The 20,824-nt window shown below is 67.4% G+C and carries 21 protein-coding genes; 6 read left to right on the forward strand and 15 right to left on the reverse strand.

The genetic code is table 11. The annotated features are described in order from the left end of the window. Positions 1–195 precede the first annotated feature (195 nt). Both D7316_RS23270 and D7316_RS23275 read right to left on the reverse strand, forming a co-directional pair. Positions 196–468, reverse strand: coding sequence for a GlsB/YeaQ/YmgE family stress response membrane protein (locus tag D7316_RS23270; RefSeq protein WP_124710372.1), 273 nt, complete (start codon positions 466–468; stop codon positions 196–198). Between the two features lie 29 nt (positions 469–497). Beyond that, positions 498–695 carry a CsbD family protein gene (locus tag D7316_RS23275; protein WP_124710373.1) on the reverse strand — a complete coding sequence of 66 codons (198 nt, stop codon included), beginning with the start codon at positions 693–695 and terminating at the stop codon, positions 498–500. 253 nt (positions 696–948) lie between these two features. Here D7316_RS23275 and D7316_RS23280 point away from each other — a divergent pair, with 253 nt between their 5' ends. Further along, positions 949–1,422, forward strand: coding sequence for a flavin reductase family protein (locus D7316_RS23280; protein ID WP_124711532.1), 474 nt, complete (start codon positions 949–951; stop codon positions 1,420–1,422). Next, complete coding sequence (locus tag D7316_RS23285) at positions 1,419–2,150, forward strand: pyrimidine reductase family protein (RefSeq protein ID WP_124710374.1); 732 nt, start codon at positions 1,419–1,421, stop codon at positions 2,148–2,150. The genes D7316_RS23280 and D7316_RS23285 overlap by 4 nt, the downstream gene beginning before the upstream one ends. Before the next feature lie 12 nt (positions 2,151–2,162). On the opposite strand, the gene D7316_RS23290 is transcribed toward D7316_RS23285, so the two are convergent. The 7 genes from D7316_RS23290 to D7316_RS23320 form a co-directional block, all read right to left on the reverse strand. Further along, on the reverse strand, positions 2,163–3,164 hold the full coding sequence (locus D7316_RS23290; protein WP_124710375.1) for a zinc-binding metallopeptidase family protein: 1,002 nt from the start codon (positions 3,162–3,164) through the stop codon (positions 2,163–2,165). 79 nt (positions 3,165–3,243) lie between these two features. Continuing rightward, a complete protein-coding gene (locus D7316_RS23295) occupies positions 3,244–3,744 on the reverse strand; it encodes a hemerythrin domain-containing protein (protein WP_124710376.1) in 501 nt (166 codons plus the stop codon). 118 nt (positions 3,745–3,862) lie between these two features. Beyond that, positions 3,863–5,023, reverse strand: coding sequence for an o-succinylbenzoate--CoA ligase (menE, locus tag D7316_RS23300; RefSeq protein ID WP_164473891.1), 1,161 nt, complete (start codon positions 5,021–5,023; stop codon positions 3,863–3,865). Beyond that, positions 5,020–5,394 (reverse strand): DUF3349 domain-containing protein, encoded by a 375-nt coding sequence (locus tag D7316_RS23305; RefSeq protein ID WP_124710378.1) that lies wholly within the window; start codon positions 5,392–5,394, stop codon positions 5,020–5,022. Before D7316_RS23305 ends, menE begins: the two co-directional genes overlap by 4 nt. Positions 5,395–5,529: 135 nt before the next feature. Further along, complete coding sequence (locus tag D7316_RS23310) at positions 5,530–5,838, reverse strand: DUF3349 domain-containing protein (protein WP_124710379.1); 309 nt, start codon at positions 5,836–5,838, stop codon at positions 5,530–5,532. A 47-nt stretch (positions 5,839–5,885) separates the two neighbouring features. Then, on the reverse strand, positions 5,886–6,167 hold the full coding sequence (locus D7316_RS23315; protein WP_124710380.1) for a hypothetical protein: 282 nt from the start codon (positions 6,165–6,167) through the stop codon (positions 5,886–5,888). A gap of 39 nt (positions 6,168–6,206) precedes the next feature. Then, positions 6,207–7,436, reverse strand: a complete 1,230-nt coding sequence (locus D7316_RS23320; protein ID WP_124710381.1) for an inorganic phosphate transporter — start codon at positions 7,434–7,436, stop codon at positions 6,207–6,209. A gap of 235 nt (positions 7,437–7,671) precedes the next feature. Here D7316_RS23320 and D7316_RS23325 point away from each other — a divergent pair, with 235 nt between their 5' ends. After that, positions 7,672–8,739: an LLM class F420-dependent oxidoreductase gene (locus D7316_RS23325; RefSeq protein WP_124710382.1), complete on the forward strand. Its 1,068-nt coding sequence runs from the start codon at positions 7,672–7,674 to the stop codon at positions 8,737–8,739. A 273-nt stretch (positions 8,740–9,012) separates the two neighbouring features. On the opposite strand, the gene D7316_RS23330 is transcribed toward D7316_RS23325, so the two are convergent. Both D7316_RS23330 and D7316_RS23335 read right to left on the reverse strand, forming a co-directional pair. After that, complete coding sequence (locus D7316_RS23330) at positions 9,013–10,212, reverse strand: polysaccharide biosynthesis protein (protein WP_124710383.1); 1,200 nt, start codon at positions 10,210–10,212, stop codon at positions 9,013–9,015. 31 nt (positions 10,213–10,243) lie between these two features. Next, the gene (locus D7316_RS23335; protein WP_124710384.1) at positions 10,244–11,197 is read right to left on the reverse strand and encodes a glycosyltransferase family 2 protein; all 954 of its coding nucleotides are present in this window, start codon (positions 11,195–11,197) and stop codon (positions 10,244–10,246) included. 204 nt (positions 11,198–11,401) lie between these two features. Between D7316_RS23335 and D7316_RS23340 the strand changes: the two genes are divergently transcribed. Further along, entirely contained in the window at positions 11,402–12,739 is a 1,338-nt protein-coding gene (locus tag D7316_RS23340; protein WP_232017042.1) for an O-antigen polymerase, read from the forward strand. Further along, positions 12,736–14,220: a polysaccharide biosynthesis tyrosine autokinase gene (locus D7316_RS23345; RefSeq protein WP_124710385.1), complete on the forward strand. Its 1,485-nt coding sequence runs from the start codon at positions 12,736–12,738 to the stop codon at positions 14,218–14,220. Before D7316_RS23340 ends, D7316_RS23345 begins: the two co-directional genes overlap by 4 nt. On the opposite strand, the gene D7316_RS23350 is transcribed toward D7316_RS23345, so the two are convergent. The 3 genes from D7316_RS23350 to D7316_RS23360 are packed head-to-tail and all read right to left on the reverse strand — an operon-like array spanning position 14,189 to position 16,940. After that, positions 14,189–14,431, reverse strand: coding sequence for a hypothetical protein (locus D7316_RS23350; protein ID WP_124710386.1), 243 nt, complete (start codon positions 14,429–14,431; stop codon positions 14,189–14,191). The genes D7316_RS23345 and D7316_RS23350 overlap by 32 nt on opposite strands. 2 nt (positions 14,432–14,433) lie before the next feature. Beyond that, on the reverse strand, positions 14,434–15,786 hold the full coding sequence (locus tag D7316_RS23355; RefSeq protein ID WP_124710387.1) for a glycosyl hydrolase family 28-related protein: 1,353 nt from the start codon (positions 15,784–15,786) through the stop codon (positions 14,434–14,436). Continuing rightward, entirely contained in the window at positions 15,783–16,940 is a 1,158-nt protein-coding gene (locus D7316_RS23360; protein WP_232017043.1) for a glycosyltransferase family 4 protein, read from the reverse strand. Before D7316_RS23360 ends, D7316_RS23355 begins: the two co-directional genes overlap by 4 nt. A gap of 249 nt (positions 16,941–17,189) precedes the next feature. On the opposite strand from D7316_RS23360, the gene D7316_RS23365 reads away from it, so the two are divergent. After that, entirely contained in the window at positions 17,190–18,317 is a 1,128-nt protein-coding gene (locus tag D7316_RS23365; RefSeq protein ID WP_124711534.1) for a glycosyltransferase, read from the forward strand. Positions 18,318–18,556: 239 nt separating this feature from the next. Here the strand turns inward: D7316_RS23365 and D7316_RS23370 are convergent, their stop codons facing one another. Continuing rightward, positions 18,557–20,668, reverse strand: coding sequence for an Rv1355c family protein (locus tag D7316_RS23370; protein ID WP_124710389.1), 2,112 nt, complete (start codon positions 20,666–20,668; stop codon positions 18,557–18,559). Positions 20,669–20,824 lie beyond the last annotated feature (156 nt).

Below are 20,824 nucleotides of genomic sequence, written 5' to 3' on the forward strand. Positions count from 1 at the left end.
AGCCTTGGGGATCGCCCCCCATCCACTCCCGACTGACCCACTGTGGCAGGCACTTTGCGGTGCCTGCTCGATATCGGCGACACCCCGGCACGGGCGTTGCCCTCATGGGCATTGCCTTGCTGCCGGGGCGCCTCCAGAACAAAAGAGTGGCGGCCACCGCGATTCGCGATGGCCGCCACGGCGGTGCGGATGATCTCAGGCGCGCACTTGGCGGCCGCGCACGGCGAGGTACGCCGCGATCAACACGATCGCGACCACGATGCCGACGAGGAACGGGATGATCTCCCAGCCGCCGTTGCTGTTGTTGTAGCCCAGCTGGTAGGTCAGCCACGAGCCGATCAGCGATCCGAGTGCGCCCAACACGATCGTGATGATGATGCCCATGTTCTGCTTGCCGGGCATGACGAGTCGTGCCAGCGCGCCGACGATCAAGCCGACGATGATGGCGCTGATGATTGTCCCGATCATGTACTGACCTTTCTGTGGAGAGAGCGCATTCAGTTGCCGGTCAGCTTGTCCTTGACCTTGCCGGCGGCATCCTTCACGCTCTCGACGCCGTCCTTGACCGCCGACGATGCCTGATCGCCCTTGCCCTCGTTCTTGAGCTCATCGTCACCGGTGGCACTGCCGGTGGCCTCCTTGGCCTTACCCTTCAGGTCTTCGGTCTTGTTGGAGATCTTGTCGTCGATACCCATGGGGTTGCTCCTTCTCTCGGGTGGCAGAAATCCGATCACTCAGAATCCTGTGTGTTGCAGGTATAGCCACGACGGCGTCGGTTCAAACCTCCGGTGCGTGGGGGACCGGCCGACCCCGATCCACGTCGCTGCACCGTTCACGCGAGATGGGGTACAGTCCCGCGAACGGACTCTCCGTGATGCACGTGCGACCGCGGAGAGCAGACCGACGGGAGCGTTTGCTGTGTGCGGACACCAGGACGCGTTCGACGACATGGTCGACGCGATCGACTACCCCATGTTCGTGGTGACCGTGGCGTCGTCCGGTCGTCGTGCGGGATGTCTGGTGGGGTTCGCCAGCCAGACGAGCATCGACCCGCAACGGTTCCTCATCGGGATCTCGAAACGCAATCACACACACGACATCGCGCTCGACGCCGACCATCTCGCCGTCCACCTGCTACCGAAGGATCGGCTCGATCTCGCGAAACTCTTCGGCGGGCACAGTGGTTACGAGGTGGACAAGTTCACGCGATGCGAGTGGTCGGAGGGTCCGCACGGGCTGCCCATCCTCGATGGTGCGGCATTCTGGTTCGCCGGCGAGATCCTGCGACGGATCGACACGGGCGACCACGACGGGTTTCTTCTCGAACCGGTCGACGGCGGTACGCGAACCGGCTCGGAAGACCCGAAGGCGTGGATCACCTTCTCCGACGTCCACGATCTCGAACCCGGGCGTGACGCGTGAACGACGATCTGGACGTGGTCGCGTTCGCCGAGCAGCGATATGCGGACTGGCCCAACGGCATTCGCGCCAACATGGTGATGAGCCTGGATGGCGCGGCGGTGTTCCGGGGGCGGGTCGGGCCGCTGTCGTCGAGTGCCGATCAGCGTCTGTTCCACGCGCTGCGTGCGATGGCGGACGTGATCCTCGTCGGTGCCGGCACCGCCCGCGTCGAGGAGTACGGTCCGGCCGTCCTCGACGACGAACTCGGTGCACTGAGAACGCGACAGCTGGGAGCGTCGGCGACGCCCGCACCCCGGATGGCGGTGGTCACCCGTTCCTGTTCGGTACCCGCGAAGTCACTCGGACACCTGCCGGGTGTGCGCCCGATCGTGATCACGACGAGCACGGCGGACACGTCGCCGGCGACCGAGCTCGCCGACGTGATCGTGGCGGGTGACGTCCAGATCGATTTCGCCCGCGTCGTCGACGAACTCCGGTCTCGCGGCCTTCGGCGAATCCTTTGCGAGGGAGGGCCGACGTTGCTCTCCGCGCTGACCGAGGCCGGCTTGGTCGACGAGCTCTGCCTCACGCTCGCACCGATGCTCACGGCCGAACCCGCCAGTGTGGGCAGCGATTCCGTGGTCCCGTCGACCAATCCGCTGAGGGCGCCGCTCCGCACCACGTTGCGGCACTCGGTCACCCACGACGACTACATCTTCTTGCGCTACGCGCAGCGTTCCGCGCCCTGAGCGTGCGTCAGATCAGTGCGACGGCATCAGGCCGTGCACGAACTTGATCTTCTCCAGCACCCGCTCCGGCAGCACGAACGGATACAGGTCGGTGTGCCCCATCGAGCGGTTGATCTGGTTGAGCGCCCAGGTGAGAGGCAACCACCATTCGACGATCTGCTCGAAGCCGACGTCGCCGGGCAGCACGGTGTCGAGGGTCGAGCCGGCCGGTGCCATCGCGAATGCCGCTGCGGTGTCGAGGGTGTCGCGGATGTGCAGATAGTGCGCGAACGTCTCGGCGAAGTCCTCCGCGGGATGCATTGTCGCGTAGGAGGACACGTAGTTCTGCTTCCAGTTCTGCGGCGCGCCTTCCGAATAGTGGCGATCCAGGGCCGCCTGGTAGTCGTCGTCGGGGTTGCCGAACAGCTCCTCGAAAGCGGCTCGGACCTTGTCGTCTATGAGGACCAGCTGGTAGTAGTGCCCGATCTCGTGGCGGAAGTGGCCGAGCAGGGTTCGGTAGGGCTCGTCGAGTTCGACGCGCATCTGTTCGCGGTGCACGTCGTCGCCCTCGGCGAGGTCGAGGGTGATCAGGCCGTTGTCGTGGCCGGTGATGACGGACTGCTCGGAACTGGAGAGCAGGTCGAACGCGAGACCCGTGTTCGGGTCCTCGTCACGTCCCTTGATGGGCAGACCCAGCTCGTCGAGTTCGAGGATCACGCGGCGCTTGGCGGTCTCGGCGCTCCCGTACTCGGCCATCGCCTCGATGTCGGTCTCCGGCGGGCGAGTCCGGGTGAGCCGGCACGAGTCGCACAGCGACGGCGTTCCGGTCCAGGGGACCAGCCAGTTGCATTGCGCGACTTTGAGGTTCTCGCACCGCTCGAGCAGCTGGCCGTCCACCTCGACCTGCCCCTTGTCGTCGAGGACGTAGATGGTGCGGGTCGGCAGGAAGAAGCCCAACGGACTGTCACAGTGCAGGCAGAGGCTGTTCTCGAAGGAGAGTCGTTGGCCACATTTTCGGCATAAGAAATCGCGCATGGTTCAGGATAGCCGCGGGTCGGGGTGTTCAAACCTCCGCCGTGTGAACAGCGCGTGTCGCCAGAGGTGGCCGCGCTCTCTACTTCACGATGGCGTCGATGGTCTTCTTCAGCGCGGACGGCTGGGCGGGTGAATGCGGGGCCTTGGCCTTCAACTCCAGCAGTTCCTCGCCGAGTTGCTGGAGCTCCTTGCGTCCGAGGGCCTTGCGCACCTCGGGGAACCACTCGTTCTCTTCTTCCTCGATGTGGTGCTCGACATTCTCGATGAGGACGGTGGTCTTCGCGTCGAATCGCTCATGGTCGGGTTTCATCGTGACGAGTTCCATCACGAGCAGATCGGCGACATGGTGCTCTTCGTAGGACTCGAGGATGTCATCCTCGACGTCCGGAACTGCCTTGCGCACGGCCGGATACATGCCTTCGTTCTCGATGTAGGTGTGCACCGTCAGCGCCTCGATGATCTTCGCGACGATGTCGCCCTTGGTCTTCGTGGCGTTCGGGCCGGCCTTGCGGAAGTCGTTGAACAGCTTCTTGATCTCTTTGTGGTCGTCTTTCAGGATGACGATGGCATCTGTGGACATGGTGGTCCTCTCGGGGAATGCGGGGCTGGGGCTGGTACGCGGGTTCCCACCGGCCAGGGCCGTCAAACTCCCCACACATGACGTCGAACGTATCTCTCACCGATACGTTTGACGTCATCTACGAGGAGTACCCAGCGCGGAGGGCGCGACGGTCGACCTTTCCCGGTCCGCGCAGGGGGAGTTCGGTGAGTTCGATGACCTCGCGAGGTGCGGCATAGCGGTCGAGGCGTTCGGTGACCGCAGCCCGAATACGCTCCGCGTCGATTCCGCCTGTGCCCGACGGAACCACGAACGCGACGACCTTCTCGCCCAGCCGGTCGTCGGGAAGCCCGACGACCGCGCACTCGGCGACGGCGGGGTCGTCGAGGATCGCCGTCTCCACCACCTGCGGGACGATGGTGAGTCCGCCGCTGGAGATGGCCTCGTCGGCGCGGCCGACGATCGACAGCACGCCGTCGTCGTCGACGCGGCCGAGGTCGTCGGTGCGGAAGCAGCCCGGCTCGGCGAAGGCGGGGTGGTCTGGTCGGTTGCGGTAGCCGTGGGCGATCATCGGGCCGCTGAGGATCACGCGGCCGATGCCCTCGGGAGTGGCGTCGTCGATGCGGATGGTGACGCCGTCGAGCGGGACACCGTCGTACACGCAGCCGCCGGCGGTCTCGCTCATGCCGTAGGTGCGGACGATGGGCAGACCGGCGTCGATCGACCTGCGCAGCAACGGGACCGGGGTCGCCGCGCCGCCCACCAGGAGGGCGTCGGCGGTGCGGAGGGCGGCGGTGGCGCGGGGCGAGTCGAGCACCTTGATCAGCTGGGTGGGCACGAGCGAGGTGTAGCGGCGCGGGCCGTCGAGGGCCTCGAGCGCGCCGGCGAACGCGTCGGGATCGAAACCGCCGGTGACGTCGAGGACGGTGGGTGTGTACCCGGAAGCCAACGCGCGCAGCAGAACCTGCAGACCCGCGACATGGTGCGGCGCGAGCGCGAGCAACCAGTTACCGGGGCCGCCGAGCCGCGTGGCGGTGGCACCGGCCGACGCGGTGAGGCTGTGCGGAGTGTGCTGCGCGCCCTTCGGTGTGCCGGTGGTGCCCGACGTCGAGATGACCAGGGACAGATCGTCGTCGATGGGATCGTCGATGCCGAGCGCGTCGTGCAGGGTCTGCGTCGTGCGGGGATCGTCGGGGACGGGTGCGAACGCGGCGGAACCGTCGAGGATCGCCGACAACTCGGCGCGACGATCGAGGACCTCGGGTCGAGCGGGGAGATGCAGTGCGCGCAGTGTCTTCAGGACTCGTCACCGTCGGGATCGGTCGGCGGATCGTCGGGCTCTGCCGGCGGGCCATCGTCGCCGACGAGGGGAGCGTCGTCGAACGGCCACCCGGAGGATTCCAGATGGCGACGGACCCGATCCATGTCGTGATCGTGCGGTAGTTCCTGGGTGACCTTGCTGATCGCCACGCCGGCGTCGATCTTGGAGATCGGCTCGGGCGGTGGCGGCGCCTCCTCGACGAGGTGGGAGGAGACCTCTTCGACCTCGTCCTCGGTCAGCTGTCGACGCAGGATCGCGACGAGGGGGATGTAGTCGCCCTGCGGCACGCCGTTGGGGTAGCCGGCACGCAACCATTCGATGATCCGTTGCAGCAATTGTGGTCGATCCACGATGGCGTCACCCCCTGATCTCCCCGGCCGGCGATTCGGTTGTCCCGGGAGCGAGTATAGGCGGTCCGGCGTCCGGCCTCGTGGGCAGAACGCCGGACCGGTGCGCTGGTCAGCGCGGTGTTGGCGTGCGAGCAGTCAGCGCGCGGGCGTTGCGAGCGGCCAGCCCGCGGAGGCCAGGCGGCTGGCCACCTGGTTGATCTCCTCGGAGTTCGGTTCGTCGCGGATGACGTTGGCGATGGCCTCGCGGATACGATCCTCGGTCACCGGGTTCTCGACGTCGTAGTACTTGGCGAGCTGGAGGACCACATCGGTGACCTGTGCCTCGTCGAGCACCCGCACCAGCAGCGCGAGCAGCGGGGGGAACTCGGTGGGTGGGATGCCCTCGGGATAGCCCTGGCGGATCCAGCTGATCGCGGATTCGAACAAGGGTGTGCCGGTCGCCATGGGTGCGATGCCTCTCCGTGGTGGTCGCGGTGGTGTCTCGCTTGGGATTACTTGTAACCGAACGGGAAGATCTTGATGTCGGTGTAGTAGTAGATCGTCTGTCGGGTGATCCAGAGCAGGGCGGTCAGGATGATCAGCGCGACGATCGCGAAGATGACGTAGGCGAGGCCGCGCAACGCCGGGTTGCCCTGCGACACAGTGCCGTCCGCGTTGGTCTCGGAGGCGCCCTCGGCATGGAACCGGAGCCCGAACGCGAACAGGGCGGGCAGGCCGGCACCGAAGATCAGTCCGACGATCAGAACCTTGCCGATCGATTCGACGATGTCCATCGGGGAATGTGTCCTTTCGTGTCTGACGTCCGCAGACGGTCAGGCGACGGGAGTCTTGGTCTCGGTGGCCACGTCGGCCGGGATGATCGAGTTGGTGCTGTCGTCCCATTCGGCGTTGACGTTGCTGGCGTCGACCTTGTTCTTCTGTGCGCGCCAGTACATGTAGGCCGAGGCCGCGATGAGGAGGCCGAAGATGACGAGCGCGCCCAGGACGTTGCCGAGCAGGTGGGCGATGCCGAAGCACAGCGCACCGACCAGGCCGGCGGCCGGCAGGGTGGTGACCCAGGCGATGGCCATGCGGCCGGCGACGGCCCAGCGGACCGTGGCGCCCTTCTTGCCGACGCCGGAACCGAGGATCGAACCGGTCGCGACCTGGGTGGTGGACAACGCCATACCGGCGGCACTCGACGTGAGGATGATGGCCGCGGAGGAGGCCTCGGCAGCCATGCCCTGCGGCGAGCTGATCTCGACCAGACCCTTGCCCAGGGTGCGGATGATCCGCCAGCCGCCGAGGTAGGTGCCGAGCGCGATCATGCCGGCGCAGCTGAACACGATCCAGAACGGGAGTCCGTGGCTCACCGACGAGGCGTCCAGGTTGCCGGTGACGATGAGGGCCATCGCGATGACGCCCATCGTCTTCTGGGCGTCGCCGGTGCCGTGTGCGAGGGAAACCAGTGAGGCACTGGCGATCTGGCCGTAGCGGAAGCCTTGTTCTTTCCTGCTCTCCTCGATCCGCTTGGTGATCGCGAAGATCATCCAGGTACCGCAGGCGGCCACCAGGCACGCGATCAGCGGCGCGAGCAGGCCCGGGATGATGATCTTGGACAGCACCCCGTGCCAGTTGATGCCGGAGAGGCCGAGCGCCGCGATGCCCGATCCGATGAGGCCGCCGAAGAGTGCGTGTGACGAGCTGGACGGCAGGCCGAACAGCCAGGTGAAGAGATTCCAGAGGATGCCGCCGATGAGGCCGGCGAAGATGATCAGCAGGGCCGTCGTCGGACTCAAGCCCGTGATGATGTCGCCCTTGTCGTCGCCGGAGGTCTGCTGGATGCTCAGCACGTCCTTGGTGATGGTGGCGGCCACCTCGACGGAGAGGAAGGCGCCGACCAGGTTCAGGATGGCCGAGAGCCCGACCGCGACCTTCGGCTTCAGCGCGCCGGTCGCGATCGAGGTGGCCATGGCGTTTCCGGTGTCATGGAAACCGTTGGTGAAGTCGAAACCCAGTGCCGTGATGACCAGCAGCACGAGGATCAGCATCTCTCCGCTCATAGTCAATATGATGCGGCTCGAAGGGCCTCCGCACCTAAATTTCTCTCGTCCGATTTGGGTGATTCCACCTGGTAGTTTGCCGAAAACTGAGAGTTGTTCATCGATTGTTCATGTTGGCGACGGCAAGCTGTCACCGATCGCGGACCACCGGGTCCGCGTGGGGGCTCGGCACCCGGCAGATCGAACGCTCGGATGGGGTCTGTGACGCCCACGACAGCTGTGGAAGAATCCGGTCATGACTGCTGCTCTGAAGCTCGGGATGCCGATCAACTACGCGGGTGACTTCCGCGAGACCATCAACAATCTGGCCGATTTCGAGGCCGTGGGCGTCGACCGCATCGCGGTCCCGGAGGCCTACAGCTTCGACGCGGTGAGCCAACTCGGCTACATCGCGGCGAAGACCGAGCGGATGGAATTGCAGACCGCCATCCTGCCGATGTTCTCGCGCACGCCGACGAACCTCGCGATGACCGCAGCCGGCCTCGACTACATCAGCGACGGGCGTGCGGTGCTCGGCATCGGCGCGTCCGGCCCGCAGGTGATCGAGGGCTTCCACGGCGTCAAGTACGACTACCCCGTCGGTCGCGCCCGCGAGCATGCCGAGATCTGTCGGCAGGTGTGGCGTCGCGACAAGGTCGACTTCCAGGGCAAGCACTACACGCTGCCGCTCGACGAGGAGCACGGCGGTTCCGGCCTCGGCAAGTCGCTGAAGATCATCAATCATCCGGTCCGCGATCGCATCCCGATGCTGCTGGCGGCCATCGGTCCGAAGAACACCGAGCTCGCCGCGGAGCTGTTCGAGGAGTTCCAGCCGATCCTGTTCAACCCGGAGCAGATCCAGTCGGCCTTCGGTGAGGCGCTGGCCGCCGGCAAGGCGAAGCGTGATCCGTCGCTCGGCGAGCTCGGCATCGTCGTGCAGGCCACCGCCCGCGTCTCCGACGACGCGCAGGAGATCGAGAACGCGCTCGAACTCGTGCGCCACCACGCGGCGCTGTACATCGGTGGGATGGGTGCCCGCGGCAAGAACTTCTACAACACCCTCGCGCAGCGCTACGGCTACGTCGAGGAGGCCAAGCTCATCCAGGATCTGTACCTCGACGGCAAGAAGGCCGAGGCCGCCAAGGCAGTGCCCGACGATCTGGTTCGCGCCATGTCGCTCATCGGCTCGAAGGCCGAGGTCGCCGAGCGGGCGGCCGCGTTCCGCGATGCCGGCGTCACCTGCATCCTCGCGTCGCCGGTGGCGGGCACGCACAAGGAGCGTGTGGCCGACATGGAGGCGCTGAAGGGGATCTTCGGGGGCTGAGGCAGGAGTGTGCGCGGCCGAGGTGCGCTCGGGCACAGGGGTGCGCTCCCGGGAGCGGGGTGCCCGCCCGACGGGTTCGGGTGCCCCGGGCAAAAGCACCCCGGAAATCCGCCCGGGTCAAGCGTGCGGATGTCGACGGTCCCAATTGAGCTGGGGAAACGGCGAATTGCTGGGCGCTTTTCCGGGGTGGGCGCATTTCTTGCGCGCATCCCAGGGGCGCTTTTCCGCGCCGACCGGCCCAACCCATGGACCCGGCAGGGCGAGCGGAGTCCGTCAGACGGTCTCCGACTCCGAGGCCTCGCGACTCTTCTTGCGCTCGAAGATCGAGTGGTAGTCGGGGGCGGCCTTGCGTGCGGCGAGGTGGTACGGCAGGAACATGATCACCTCGGTGATCACGAAGGACAGGAACACCGCCGTCGCGGTGTGGAAGATGTACAGGAACGACAGACCGAGCACCACGTAGAGGGCGGTGCCGGCGGCCCGTAGCCAGAACACCTTGGCCGTCTGCCCGACGCGCCGGAGCGCGGCGAACGGAACGGTCGAGAACAGCATCGTCGCCTTCCACAGGCAGGCGATCACCAAGGCCGGGACGAGTGAATGTGACCATGCCGGCCCGAAGATGAGGCTCCACAGGCCGAGGTACGCGGCGACCACGATCGCGCCCACACCCGCGGCGAAGATCAGCGCGACGTGCGCGACCTCACCCTTGTGGCCGTGGGCGAGCTGTCGGACCCGGCCGTAGGCGAGGACGGGTTCGAGAACTCCCGAGATCGTCGAGACGACACGGAATCCGACCGATGCGGCGGGACCGAGGACGACGAGGATGAACGACGTCAGGATCGGCTGGACTATGCCGACCGACGCGGTCTCTCCGGTAACCCACGCGGCGCGGCGCAGGTCCGGTGGCATCCCCGACTCGCGGTGCGCCGGCCGCGGCCAGAAGCGGCACAAAACGGCCAGCATCGCGCCCGCAGCCAGGACGCGCACACAGTTGGGGTTGTCGTGGACGGCCAGCAGCAGCGCCGACAGACATCCGGCCACCAGGATGACCGCGGCCACCGCCTCTAGACGCCAGCGTCCCTGGACCACGCCGATGGTGCGTGCCATCAGCAGGCCCGACGACAGGCCGAGCACGCCGAGCAGGGTGATCACCGGTGCGGGCACCATTGGGCTGACGATGAGCAGGACTCCGGAGCCAAGGGATAGCAGCGCCATCCACCAGGGCATCGAGATGTCGTGGTCGGCCTCCGGAGTGGCCAGACGTGACTCGACGACGAACGCTGACAACAGCTGTGCGACGTAGGTGCCGATGGTCAGCGAGACGGCGAGTTGGCCCTGATGGTCGATCGGTGCGACGCGCGCGAACACGGCGATGAAGATCGCGGGAAAGGCGTTGAGCGCCAAACCGGCCGCGATCTGCACGACCGCCTGCAGATGTTTGGCGTCGACTTTCGACAGGACAGGGGCGAGCACTCCACCGCGACGTGCGGAGGGTGCGTCGTGATCATCGGAGGACAGCGCGGTGGTCCCTGTCTCTGGAGAGCTTCCTGCCAAGGAGGCCCTCGGTACGCCCGATCAGGAGTGCCGCTCCGTCACCGGCACGAAACTTGCGCCGTTTGCGCAACGGCAGTGTGGCTGCGCCGGCGAGTAGTCGGAGCTTGTCGAGCACTGGATATCCCCAGCGCCGATAGATGAAGCCGGTGCCGCGACCGTAGTTGCGGAGTTTGCGGCGCCGCTCGGCCGGCGTCAGATGGGTGAAATCGGTGTGCCCGCGGACGACGATGTCGGGTGCCCAGCGGATAGAGAAATCGTCAAGCTCGGCCAGGCGCAGCACGAGGTCGGTCTCGTCGCCGCTCTGCCACGGGCTGTCGGCGCCCGACCCGATCGTGGAGTCGAACCCGCCGACGGTGACGTAGTCCTTGCGGCGGATTGCCATGCTGGGGACGACGACGGACCATGCGTTGCGGCGGGTGAACTCGGCGTCGGCGGGCGGAAGGGTGTTGCGATCGCCGTCGGCGTCGATCAGCCGGGCGGCGCACACCGACGCGGTGGGTGTGCAGTGCGCGGACAGGCGTTCGAGGAAGTCGTGTTCGAGGCGACAGTTGTCGGTGAGGAGATAGATCCAGTCGATGTCGTCGGTGAACTGCGCCGCGGCCGTGTTGTGGCCTGCCGTGCTGCCGCCGCGCTTGACCACGGTCCGGATGGTCAGTATGTCCGAATATAGATCGTGCACCTTCTTCAGGCCCTCGACGGCGTCCACATTGTCGTCGTAGGCGATTGACACCATCGCCGGGCGTACGGTCTGTGCGGCGAGGTCGCCGAGCAGGCGACAGATCGAATCCCACCGGCCCACAGTGGTGATCGCCATCCCGAACGACGGGGAGTCCCCGCGGTCTTCGGTGTCTCCGGTCGACGGTCTCTCGTCGCGATCCGTGGACGCATTTCGCCCCGTCGTCATGTCACCACCGTCATGTCAGAACCCCTCGGGAGCGCGCCGGATGGTTCCCGAATCCACCTGTTCGAACGCTCCCACGTCTCGCGCGGCGGCCGAACTCACGCGCCATAGTGTATGGCTTACGTGCCATAGTGTATGGCACGAGAGGGTGACCCTGCGCTCGACGAACGGCTCGCCCCGGATCGACAAGGCAGGGGGCACGGGCACGTGAACGATTCCGCCCTGCCCGAATCCGCCGCACCCGCGTGGTGGCTGACGCCCGCGGTGCTGATCCTCGTGCCGGTGGCCGCATCGATCGTGTCGTGGATCTCGCTGATTGCGTGGTGCTCGGCCGGCGGGTGCCCGGCGGGATCCTGGCTGCAGTTGCGTGGATTCCTCGAACCGTCCCCGGTCACCGTCGCGGGCGTCACCCTGCTCCTGGTCTGGTACGCGCTGGTCGTCGTGCTGGCCACCGTCGGCTGGCGGCTCGGGACCGGTACGCGTCCGTCGGCCGAACTCGTGACCCGTACACGTCTGCCGGCATTCGAACGCCGCTACTTTCTGCTGATCCTGGCCGTCGCGACGATCGGGGTCGGCTACTCCTACTACCGCATCGCCGGGACAACGTCGATCATCGAATCCCTCGTGACACAGACGGGAAACTCGTTCACCGAGGCCTTGCCGGCGTCGGCGGGTATCCCAACCCTGCGCTACGCGACGATCCTCGCCGCACCTCTCGGCGTGCACCTGTGGCGCACCAAGGTCATCCGAGCGCCGCTCATGACCGTGGCGGTGGTGCTGCTCCTGCTCAATTCGATGGTGGCGTCGCGGCTCTCATTGCTGATGGCGGTCGTGGTCTATCTGGTCATCTGGTCGGCGGCACGCCGCGGGGCCAACGGCGGAGCGCGGAAGCCGCTGCGTCCCTGGATGGTGATCGCCGGTGTGGTGGTCCTGTTCGCCCTGCTGACCACGCTCAACTACGTGCGCAACGGCAATTACTACCGCGACGCCGGGGTCTCGAACCCGGTGGCGATGAACGTCTATCAGATGGGTGCGTATCTGGCGGTGCCCGCGCAGGTGTCGCTCGGGGTGTCCGACGCGGTAATGCGCGGCAGTTTCGAGAAACCGGGCACCGCGGGCGGTTCGGTCAGCGCAGCGCTCCCGAGCTTCCTGGTGCCCGAGGACGAGACGCGCGGCAAGGAGGCGGTGGACGCGGGTCTGTACGACTTCACCGTGTCGTCGGCGCCGAACTTCACGACGAATTCCGAATTCGCCGACACTTATGCCGATTTCGGTGCCTGGGGATGGTTCTACACCCTCCTCCTGTTTCCGCTCGCCGGGTATATCTCCGGCCGGTTCTCGACCTACGGTCCGGTGATCGCGGGCACCACCGGGGTCATTGCCTACTGCTTTGCCGAGGTCTGGCGAATCCAGCTCCTGACGCAGGGGATCGTGGTGTTCCTCGTGCTGCTGACGGCGGTCGGCATGGCGGTGGCGGGAGCGGGCCTGCGGACACGTCCCGAGCTTGACGACGAACATCTGAACGAGAGAAGTGGAGTCACGTGAGCAACAGCGCAGTGGGTGTCACCTACCGCCCGGACACGACCGGCAACGATTGGTTGCGGTCGACGGCGGGCGCGATCCGGGACCACTGGATCGTCATCGTCGCGTGCGCGCTGGTGGGCGGTGTCGTCGGCCTCGTCCTGACCACACAGCAGACCCCGATGTACGAGTCGTCGGCGACGATCTATCAGACACCCCGCCCCGCCGACAGCGACAGCGTGAGTCGGCAGCGGACCGAGGCCTACACCGAGTTGCTGACATCGGACCGGTTGATCGCGACCGCGCTGGCGCAGAGCGGGCTACCGATGTCGATCGGCGAGGCCCGGGACGCGACCACTGCGGGTGCCAACACCGGCAGCGCGATCCTCACCGTCACCACCCGGACGGACGATCCGCAGACGTCGGCGAGGCTGGCCAACGCGCTGGCCGACGCGCTGCCGGCCACGGTTACCGCGCTCGACGGTGACCAGCCGGGCACCCCGACACCGACAGAGGACACGGCGAACGCAGATCAGGTGCGACTGTCGGTGATCACACCCGCCGTGCCGGACAACCAGAGCGAGGGCCGCAACTACGGCCGCAACATTTCTCTCGGTGTCGTCGCCGGCCTGCTGGTGGGGCTCCTCTACGCCTACGCCCGTGGTCTGGTCGGGCGACGCGTGCGTGACGAGGCAGAGGTGAGTCGATTCCTCTCCGGTCCGGTGCTCGCGACGATCCCGTCCGAGAAGACTCTCGGGGAGTCGGGCATCGTCGACTATCACCGTCCGGACAACCGTGCGGCTCAAGCGCTCCGGCGACTGCGCACCACGGTGACCGGTCGAGAGTCGGGGCCGGCGACGCTGCGCTCGATCGTCGTGACCGGGGCGTCGGCGGGTGACGGGTCGACAACGATCGCGGTCAACCTGGCGATCGCGCTGGCGGACAGCGGCTCCGAGGTCGTCCTGGTCGACGCGGCGCTCGACGGCCGGCCGACGGGGTCTCGACACGCCGCCGACGCGGAGTCATCGCCGGAGGGGCTCACCACCTATCTGGGCGGTCGAGGCAGGTTGGGGGAGTTCATCTCCCGGACCTCACGGTCCCATCTGTCGCTGGTTCCCGCCGGCCCGGCGGTCGGCAACTCGTCTGAGCTGCTCGCCTCGGAGCGATTGGCTGACGGTCTCACCGAGTTGGCGGAGCAGTTCGACCACGTCATCGTGGACACCGCGTCCCTGCAGGATTCGTCGGATCCGCTCGTCGTCGGTCGTATCGCCGATGCGGTCCTTGTCGTCGCGCGGTCCGGGCACACGCGATACGGCGACCTGCGCACGGCGGTCGAACGTCTCGCCCTCGCCGACGTCGCCGTCCTCGGGGTCGTGCTGAACGGTTCACCGCGCCCGGCATGGCAATTCGGCCGCGCCGCGAAGGCCGGGCAGTCTGCGGATCAGGTGCTCGCCGACGTGCCTCCCGGAACTGCTATCGACACACCACTTCCACAGGATCGCTGAGTCGCGCGGGGGTGGTCTCGAGTTTCTCGATGGTCACCGGGTTGTCGGGTGACGACCCGGGGGTACACGTCGATCCGGTCGTCGCGGAGACCGCCGTCCACGACGACGGTGCGCCGCGCCAGGTGACCTCGGCGTCGGTGATGCGACCGGTCGAGTCCAGAAACGACAGCGCCGGGCCTGCCGAGTCCCGATCACGAGGCGAGCCGGTCACGGTCACCGCGATGCGGTCGATTCGGAAGTCGTCGGAACGGTTGGCGGAGAACGCGATCGCGGGGGTGGTGGTCTCGATCTCGACCTCCCGAAGGTGACGCTGCGAGTCGTCTGCAGGCCGACGATGCCGATGCCGTCGGCGATGTCGTCTGCCGCGACGGTGAGGCCCCGCAGCGCGACGCCGGTGGCCGGCCGGGCGGCGGTCGATTCGACGAGGGCCGACCACCGTTCGCATCGTCGGACGGTGATCTCGGACAATTCGAGGTCGAATCGGCTGAACGTGTCGTCGGCGGCGCCTTGCGGCCGGGCCAGCACGTGCACGCCCGCCTCGCCGTCCTCGACGGTGAGGCCGGTCAGTCGAACACCTTGCGAGGCAAGATATTTCCATTCGGTATCGGAGTCTGGTGCGGCGCTGTCGAGGATGACGCCCGCCCCGGTGCGGACCCCGCTCACGGTGACGCCGGAGACGGTGACCCGATTCGCTCCGGCGAGGCGGATCCCGTTGGCGGCACCGCCGGAGACGGTGATGTCGGCGATGGTGAAGTCGGCGTCGGACCAGTCGGTCAGCGCCGACAGCGAGAACGTCTCGGCGTCGCTGTCGAAGCCGTCGGACTCCGAGTGGTAGGTGACCAGCGCGAGCCCGTCGTCGCCGGTGTTGTTCGCCGTGCAGTTGCGGACCTGACCGCGTCGGCACGCGTTGAAGTGGATGCCGTCGGCCATGGTGTCGGTTGCGCGGACGTTCGTGACCGTGACGTCGGAGACGCCCATCATGATCACGCCCGCCTGCGGACTCGACCGAATAGCGCAGTCCGCGACCGTGACCCCGGATACCGGTCCTTTCGAGCCGGTCCAGTCGGCCGGCACCGACGATCCGTCGGACGGATATCCGACGACCCGGATGCCGTCACCGAAGGATCGCTGCGACGGTTGGGTCGCCCACCGAATCCGCACGCCCCGCAACGAGACCTGCGCCGCCGGACCGCGCACGACGAGACCGTGGCCGGTCCCGCTTCCGTCGTCGGCGAGGTTGTCCATCACGAGTTCGGCGCGGGCGTCGAAGTCGACGGTGACCCGATCGAGCCCGGTCAGGGAGATCGCCGCACCACCATCGGGATCGCGCTGGGCGTACCGGTACGTCCCCGCCGGGAAAAGGAGTGTGTCACCGTCTCGCATCTGGGCGACCGCTCGACCGATCGGCCCCGAGTCGTCCTGACGGCCGTCTCCGACGGCACCGAAGTCGCGGACATTGTGAGTCGAGCCGGACGACGACGAAGAGCACGCAGCGAGTGCGGCAACCGCCGGGATCATCGCCAGGAACGTGCGGCGGGACACCGGTCGCGCGGAAGAGGTTGTCATCGTGCGGCTTCCAGCTCGGAACAGGTGCGCGCGGCGGCCGCGGTGGGATCGATCGCGGTCTGGCGTCGCGTCACATGGGCGAAACCACGCTCGGCCAGCGAGTGTCGGGCGTCGTGGTCGCCGCAGAGACGGATCAGCTGTTGCCCCAACGCGCGCGGATCGTGCGGATCGAAGAAATCCGCGCCGTCGCCGCAGGTCTCCCGCAGGACAGGGATGTCGGAAGCGAGGACGGCGGTCCGCGACGCCATGGCCTCCAGCGGTGGCAGGCCGGCCCCTTCGTACAACGACGGCATGATCAGCATGTCCGCACCGGCGACCAGCGCACGCAGCCGGTCGAACGGCACCTGCCCGGTCACCTCGACGCGGGAGCCGAGCTCGCCGACGATGCGTGCGACCCGGTCGTCGGCGGTGCGGAGCGTCTCACCGCCGCCGGCGATGACCAGCCGATGCGGGATATCGTCTGAGATCTGTGCGAACGCCTCGAGGAGCAGCACGAGGTTCTTGTGTCTCTTCACATTTCCCACGTAGAGCAGGTATGGCTGCCCGACGCCGGGATCGGGCAGGCCGTCGGTGGTGAACCAGACGTCGTCGACCGGTATCGGGGTGACGAGGACGCGCGCGGAACGGGTGGTCTCGCCGAGACGTCGTGCGGTGGCGTCGGACGGCGTGAACACGGTTGCCGCTCTGCGGGCGTCGAGCCGGAGCATGGCGGCGGCATACGTGCGACGCGCGCGGCCCTGGTTGCTCAGCGCGGCATCCTCGAGGTGCAGGGTGTCGTGGACGGTGGTGAACAGTCGGACTGCGCGGTCGCGGGGGTTCAGCAGTGCCAACGGAAACGGGTAGTGCGGCACCCATAGGGCCCGCGGCCGGCACGTGTGGAGGGCGTGCTGCCAGACCCGTTGTTCGGCGGCCGTGTACATCGCGGCGTCGTGAGGGGATGCCGTGATGACGCGCGTTGCGTCGTGCACCGTCGGCGCGGAGTCGGCGTCGGTCAACACGGCCAATCGCAGCCCGCGGTCCGCGGTCACACGCTCGAGGTGGGGGATCTGGGTGCGGATGTAGGTACCGATGCCGCTCTGACGGATGTGGCGCGCGTCGAACAGGATGTCCACGCCGTCGGCGGCCGACCGTGGGTCGTGACCGGTACCGCGCACGTCGACTGTCCTTTCCACGATGGGGCCTCTCCACGACGGGGGCCGCCGACGCCACATGATGATGCGCCCGCACCCCCCTGGTGAACAGTGTGCCGAACTTTCTTCGAGATGGTACGTTTCGGCAGGCCGAGGAGTCCCGGAGTCGCGGGCGCCGTCGGCCGGGGACAGGCGCGCCGAGAACGGAGATGCCGCGAGCGCGGGTGCTCGTGTCGCGGACGAAGACTGAGGACGGACATGACCGACCCACGAATCGCGGATCCACGAATCGCCATCGTGCACGAACGTTTCACCGAGATCGCCGGCTCCGAACATGTCGTCGAGCAGTTCTCGCAGACCTGGCCGCAGGCTGCTGTGCACGTCCCCATCGCGCGCGAACAGGGCATCCCGCCCGGTCTGTCGTCGTCGCCGGTCACCACCTGGGTGGACACACCTTACCGATGGACGGGCCGAGGCCCCTACGCGCCGCTGACGCCCCTGTTCCCCCGCGCTTTCCGCGGGATGGAGCTCGGCGACGTCGATGCCGTCGTGATCAGCCACCACGCTTTCGCGACCCAGGCGGCGTTCGCCACCGACGCACCCGTGATCGCCTACGTCCACAGTCCGGCACGGTGGGCGTGGGACACCGCATTCCGGGCGCAGGAGGCGGGCGGGCCGGCCGGTGCGGTGGTGCTGTCCGGGTTGTCGAGGATGGCGCGGCGTGGGGAACTCGCCGCCGTCGACCGGATCGATCAGATCGTGGCCAACTCGACCGCCGTCGCCGGACGCATCCAGCGATGGTGGGGCCGGGAGTCGGTCGTCGTGCATCCGCCGGTCGACACCAACGGCTTCACGCCCGACCATGTGACCGAGCGCGAGGACTTCTTCCTCGTCGCCGGACGCCTGGTCCCCTACAAGCGGCCGGACCTGGCGATCCGCGCCGCCCGGGAGGCGGGTGTGCGGTTGGTCGTCGTCGGCGATGGTCGGTCGATGGAGACCTGCCGCGAACTCGCGTCTGACGACACCGTGTTCCTCGGCCGGGTGCCGCACGACCAACTGGTCGACCTGTATCGCCGGACGCGGGCACTGATCATGCCGGGCGTCGAGGACTTCGGCATCGTGCCCGTCGAGGCCATGGCCACCGGTGCACCCGTCATCGCGCTCGGCGAGGGTGGGGCGCTCGACACCGTCGTGCCGGGCACGACGGGCATGCTCGTGCCGTCCGGCGACGACGACACCGTCGTGGCCGGACTCGCCGCAGCGATGAAGACGTTCGACCCACGCGAATATGACCCGCGGCGCATCCGTGAGTGGGCGGAACGGTTCTCGCGGAAGAACTTCGGCGCGGAGATGGTACGGGTCGTCGAGGGTGTGCTGGAGCGGGGGCGGCGGGTGGAGTAGGTGGGCTGGCGGGTGTGGTCTCGATACGCGGGCTCGCCCTTTGGGCTCGCTCGCTACTCGACCAGCGGGTGGTGTGTGGTCTCGATACGCGGGCTCGCCCTTTGGGGCTCGCTCGCTACTCGACCAGCGGGTGGTGTGTGGTCTCGATACGCGGGCTCGCCCTTTGGGGCTCGCTCGCTACTCGACCAGCGGGTGGGGGCGCTCGCTACTCGACCAGCGGTGGGGTGGGAGGTCGCCGGCTACTCGACCGGCGGTTGGGATAGCCGCCGGCTCACCTCCACCGGCATCCCTGATCGCGACAACCGCAACGCGACCGTCGGTGCCTCGTCGTCGGCGAGCGACCACGCGTCGCGCATCTCCCGCCGCAGTCCGACGAGTTCGTCCCCATGCTCGTCGGACAGGCTACGGGCGGTGTCGTCGTCGAGGGCGTAGAGGAACGTCGGCGTCATCGGGTGCACGGCATAGCCGAGTTGTTCTGCGGCAATCCACAATTGCTGCATGGTCCGGCCGGCACGCAGGTAGTCGGCCGCCCTGGTGCCCTGCTGGACGAGCAGCAGGACCCCGGATGCGGATTCGACCCTGGCCGCCGCGTCGCGGCCGAGCGCCTCGCCGCCGTCCCATTCGTCGAGCAGCGCCATCACATCGGGTCGCCGCAGCACGTCGAGCATCCCGGCCATCGCGGGCGGCAGCGCCAGCGAGGCGATGTCGATCCCGACGGGGTCGGACGGGTCCGCGGTGAGTTCGAGGAACATCTCCCGATGGAGCGCCGGGGTGAGGAACCGGAGGCGGTCGGATCGGGACACGATGGACGCGTATCGGTCGAGTCCCGCCCGATCGGCGATGGCCACCAAACGCGTCCGGTCGGTTGTCGAGACGTCGACGAAGCGGGCGAGGTCGTCCGACGAGAGCGGGGTGCCGTCGCCGGGGCCGCGTCGGGTGCTGCGCGCCAAGGCGGCGGCAAGCTGTCCGCCGACCTCCGGCGACTCCGAGGCCTGACGGGTCGGATCGAACACCACTCGTCCGGCGACCCGGTCGCCGGCACCGGTTATCTCGGTCGACACCAGCACCCCGCGGGTGGTGGCGGCGAGCTCCGCGTTGTACAGCGCGGCGCCGACGGCCACGGCCGATGCGCGGTGCTCGACGTCGAGGGTGGAGGTGCGGTCCGGGTCGAGCGCGATGGTCACCGATGAGTCGTCCACGACGATCTGCCACGGCTGCTGATTGCCCGCCGACGGCGCGCGCGCCGCGGCATGCGCGATCAGCTCGCCGTCGGACATCTCGTCGAGGCGGGGCTCGCTGATGGCGATCGCGGGTGCGGGTGTGTCCGCATTCGTGGTCGCGAGGGGGTCGACGATGTCGTCGAGCCAGGTGTCCCGATCGAATCGAACACGGCCGGACCGCAGCGGCTTGCCCTGCACGAGGCGCCGGACCGCGGCGGCCACCGTGGCACCGCCCAGGAGGACGTCGCCGCCGAGCTGTGGCCAAGCGGTGACGGAATGACCCAGCTCGATCGCGGACGCCGCCATCGACGCGGTGACCTTCGCCGGTTCCAGCACCTTGACCGCCAGTGGCGTGATGGCGGCGCGGTCGAGTCCGACGAGGTCCTCGACACGCAGATCGCCGGCGAGTCCGTGGAACAACGGCCGATCGGGTTCCAGGTCGAACCGCTCGACGTCGAGCGTGCCGCCGTCGCTGGTCTCCATGAGGACGGGGATTCCGCGCTGCCGGCATTTCTGCCGGACCAACACCTTCACATCGAAGGAATCGCATTCTTCGATGACGATGTCCAGGCCGTCGAGAAAGCGATCAATGTTCTCCGGAACAATTCCTTCCGTATAGACCTCGGTGGATAGATAGGGGTCTATCTCCGCGATTCGCCGCGAGGCAACAATTGCTTTGTTGTCGTCGAGATCGAACAACGTCGCCGGGACCCGATTCATATTGGTCAGCTCGAGCGAGTCGAAGTCGGCGAGGCGGAGTTCACCGGCCAATCCCTCGAGTGTGAGGGTCAGGGCGATCGCGTGGCCCACGCTCAACCCGACCACGCCGATGCGCAGCTCGCCGGCGCGCTGCAGGTCGGCGGCGGTCAGCTTGTGCCGGTTGCGGTCGAGCCGTAGCCGCCGGTAGGAGACCGGTCCCGGGATCTTCACGAGGGCCTTACGCCAGGGGAAATAGGCGAACGTGGGTTTTTCGGCCATCAACTCGGCCGTTACCGGCGGCAGGAGAGACCCCATCGCGATGGCCGCCTGCGCCGTGGTGTCGGTGACGCGCACGGTGTCGTCGCGGGACAGTTCGACGGGAAGCGAGGACTCGGAAAAGAGTGTGGCCGAGGACTCCGACGTGGGATACACCGTCGTATAGTGGCGCATTCGGGCAACCCGTGCCAAACCGGAGATGCGATAGCTTAAAGTTGTTCCAGGCCGCGGGTGCGAGTGCAGTATGGCAACATTGCCAGTGAAGTCAGTGCAGAACATTCGTTCTTTTTCACTGTTTCAGAAAGGTAGTCA

This window comes from Gordonia insulae (assembly GCF_003855095.1).
Classification (GTDB): Bacteria; Actinomycetota; Actinomycetes; order Mycobacteriales; family Mycobacteriaceae; genus Gordonia; species Gordonia insulae.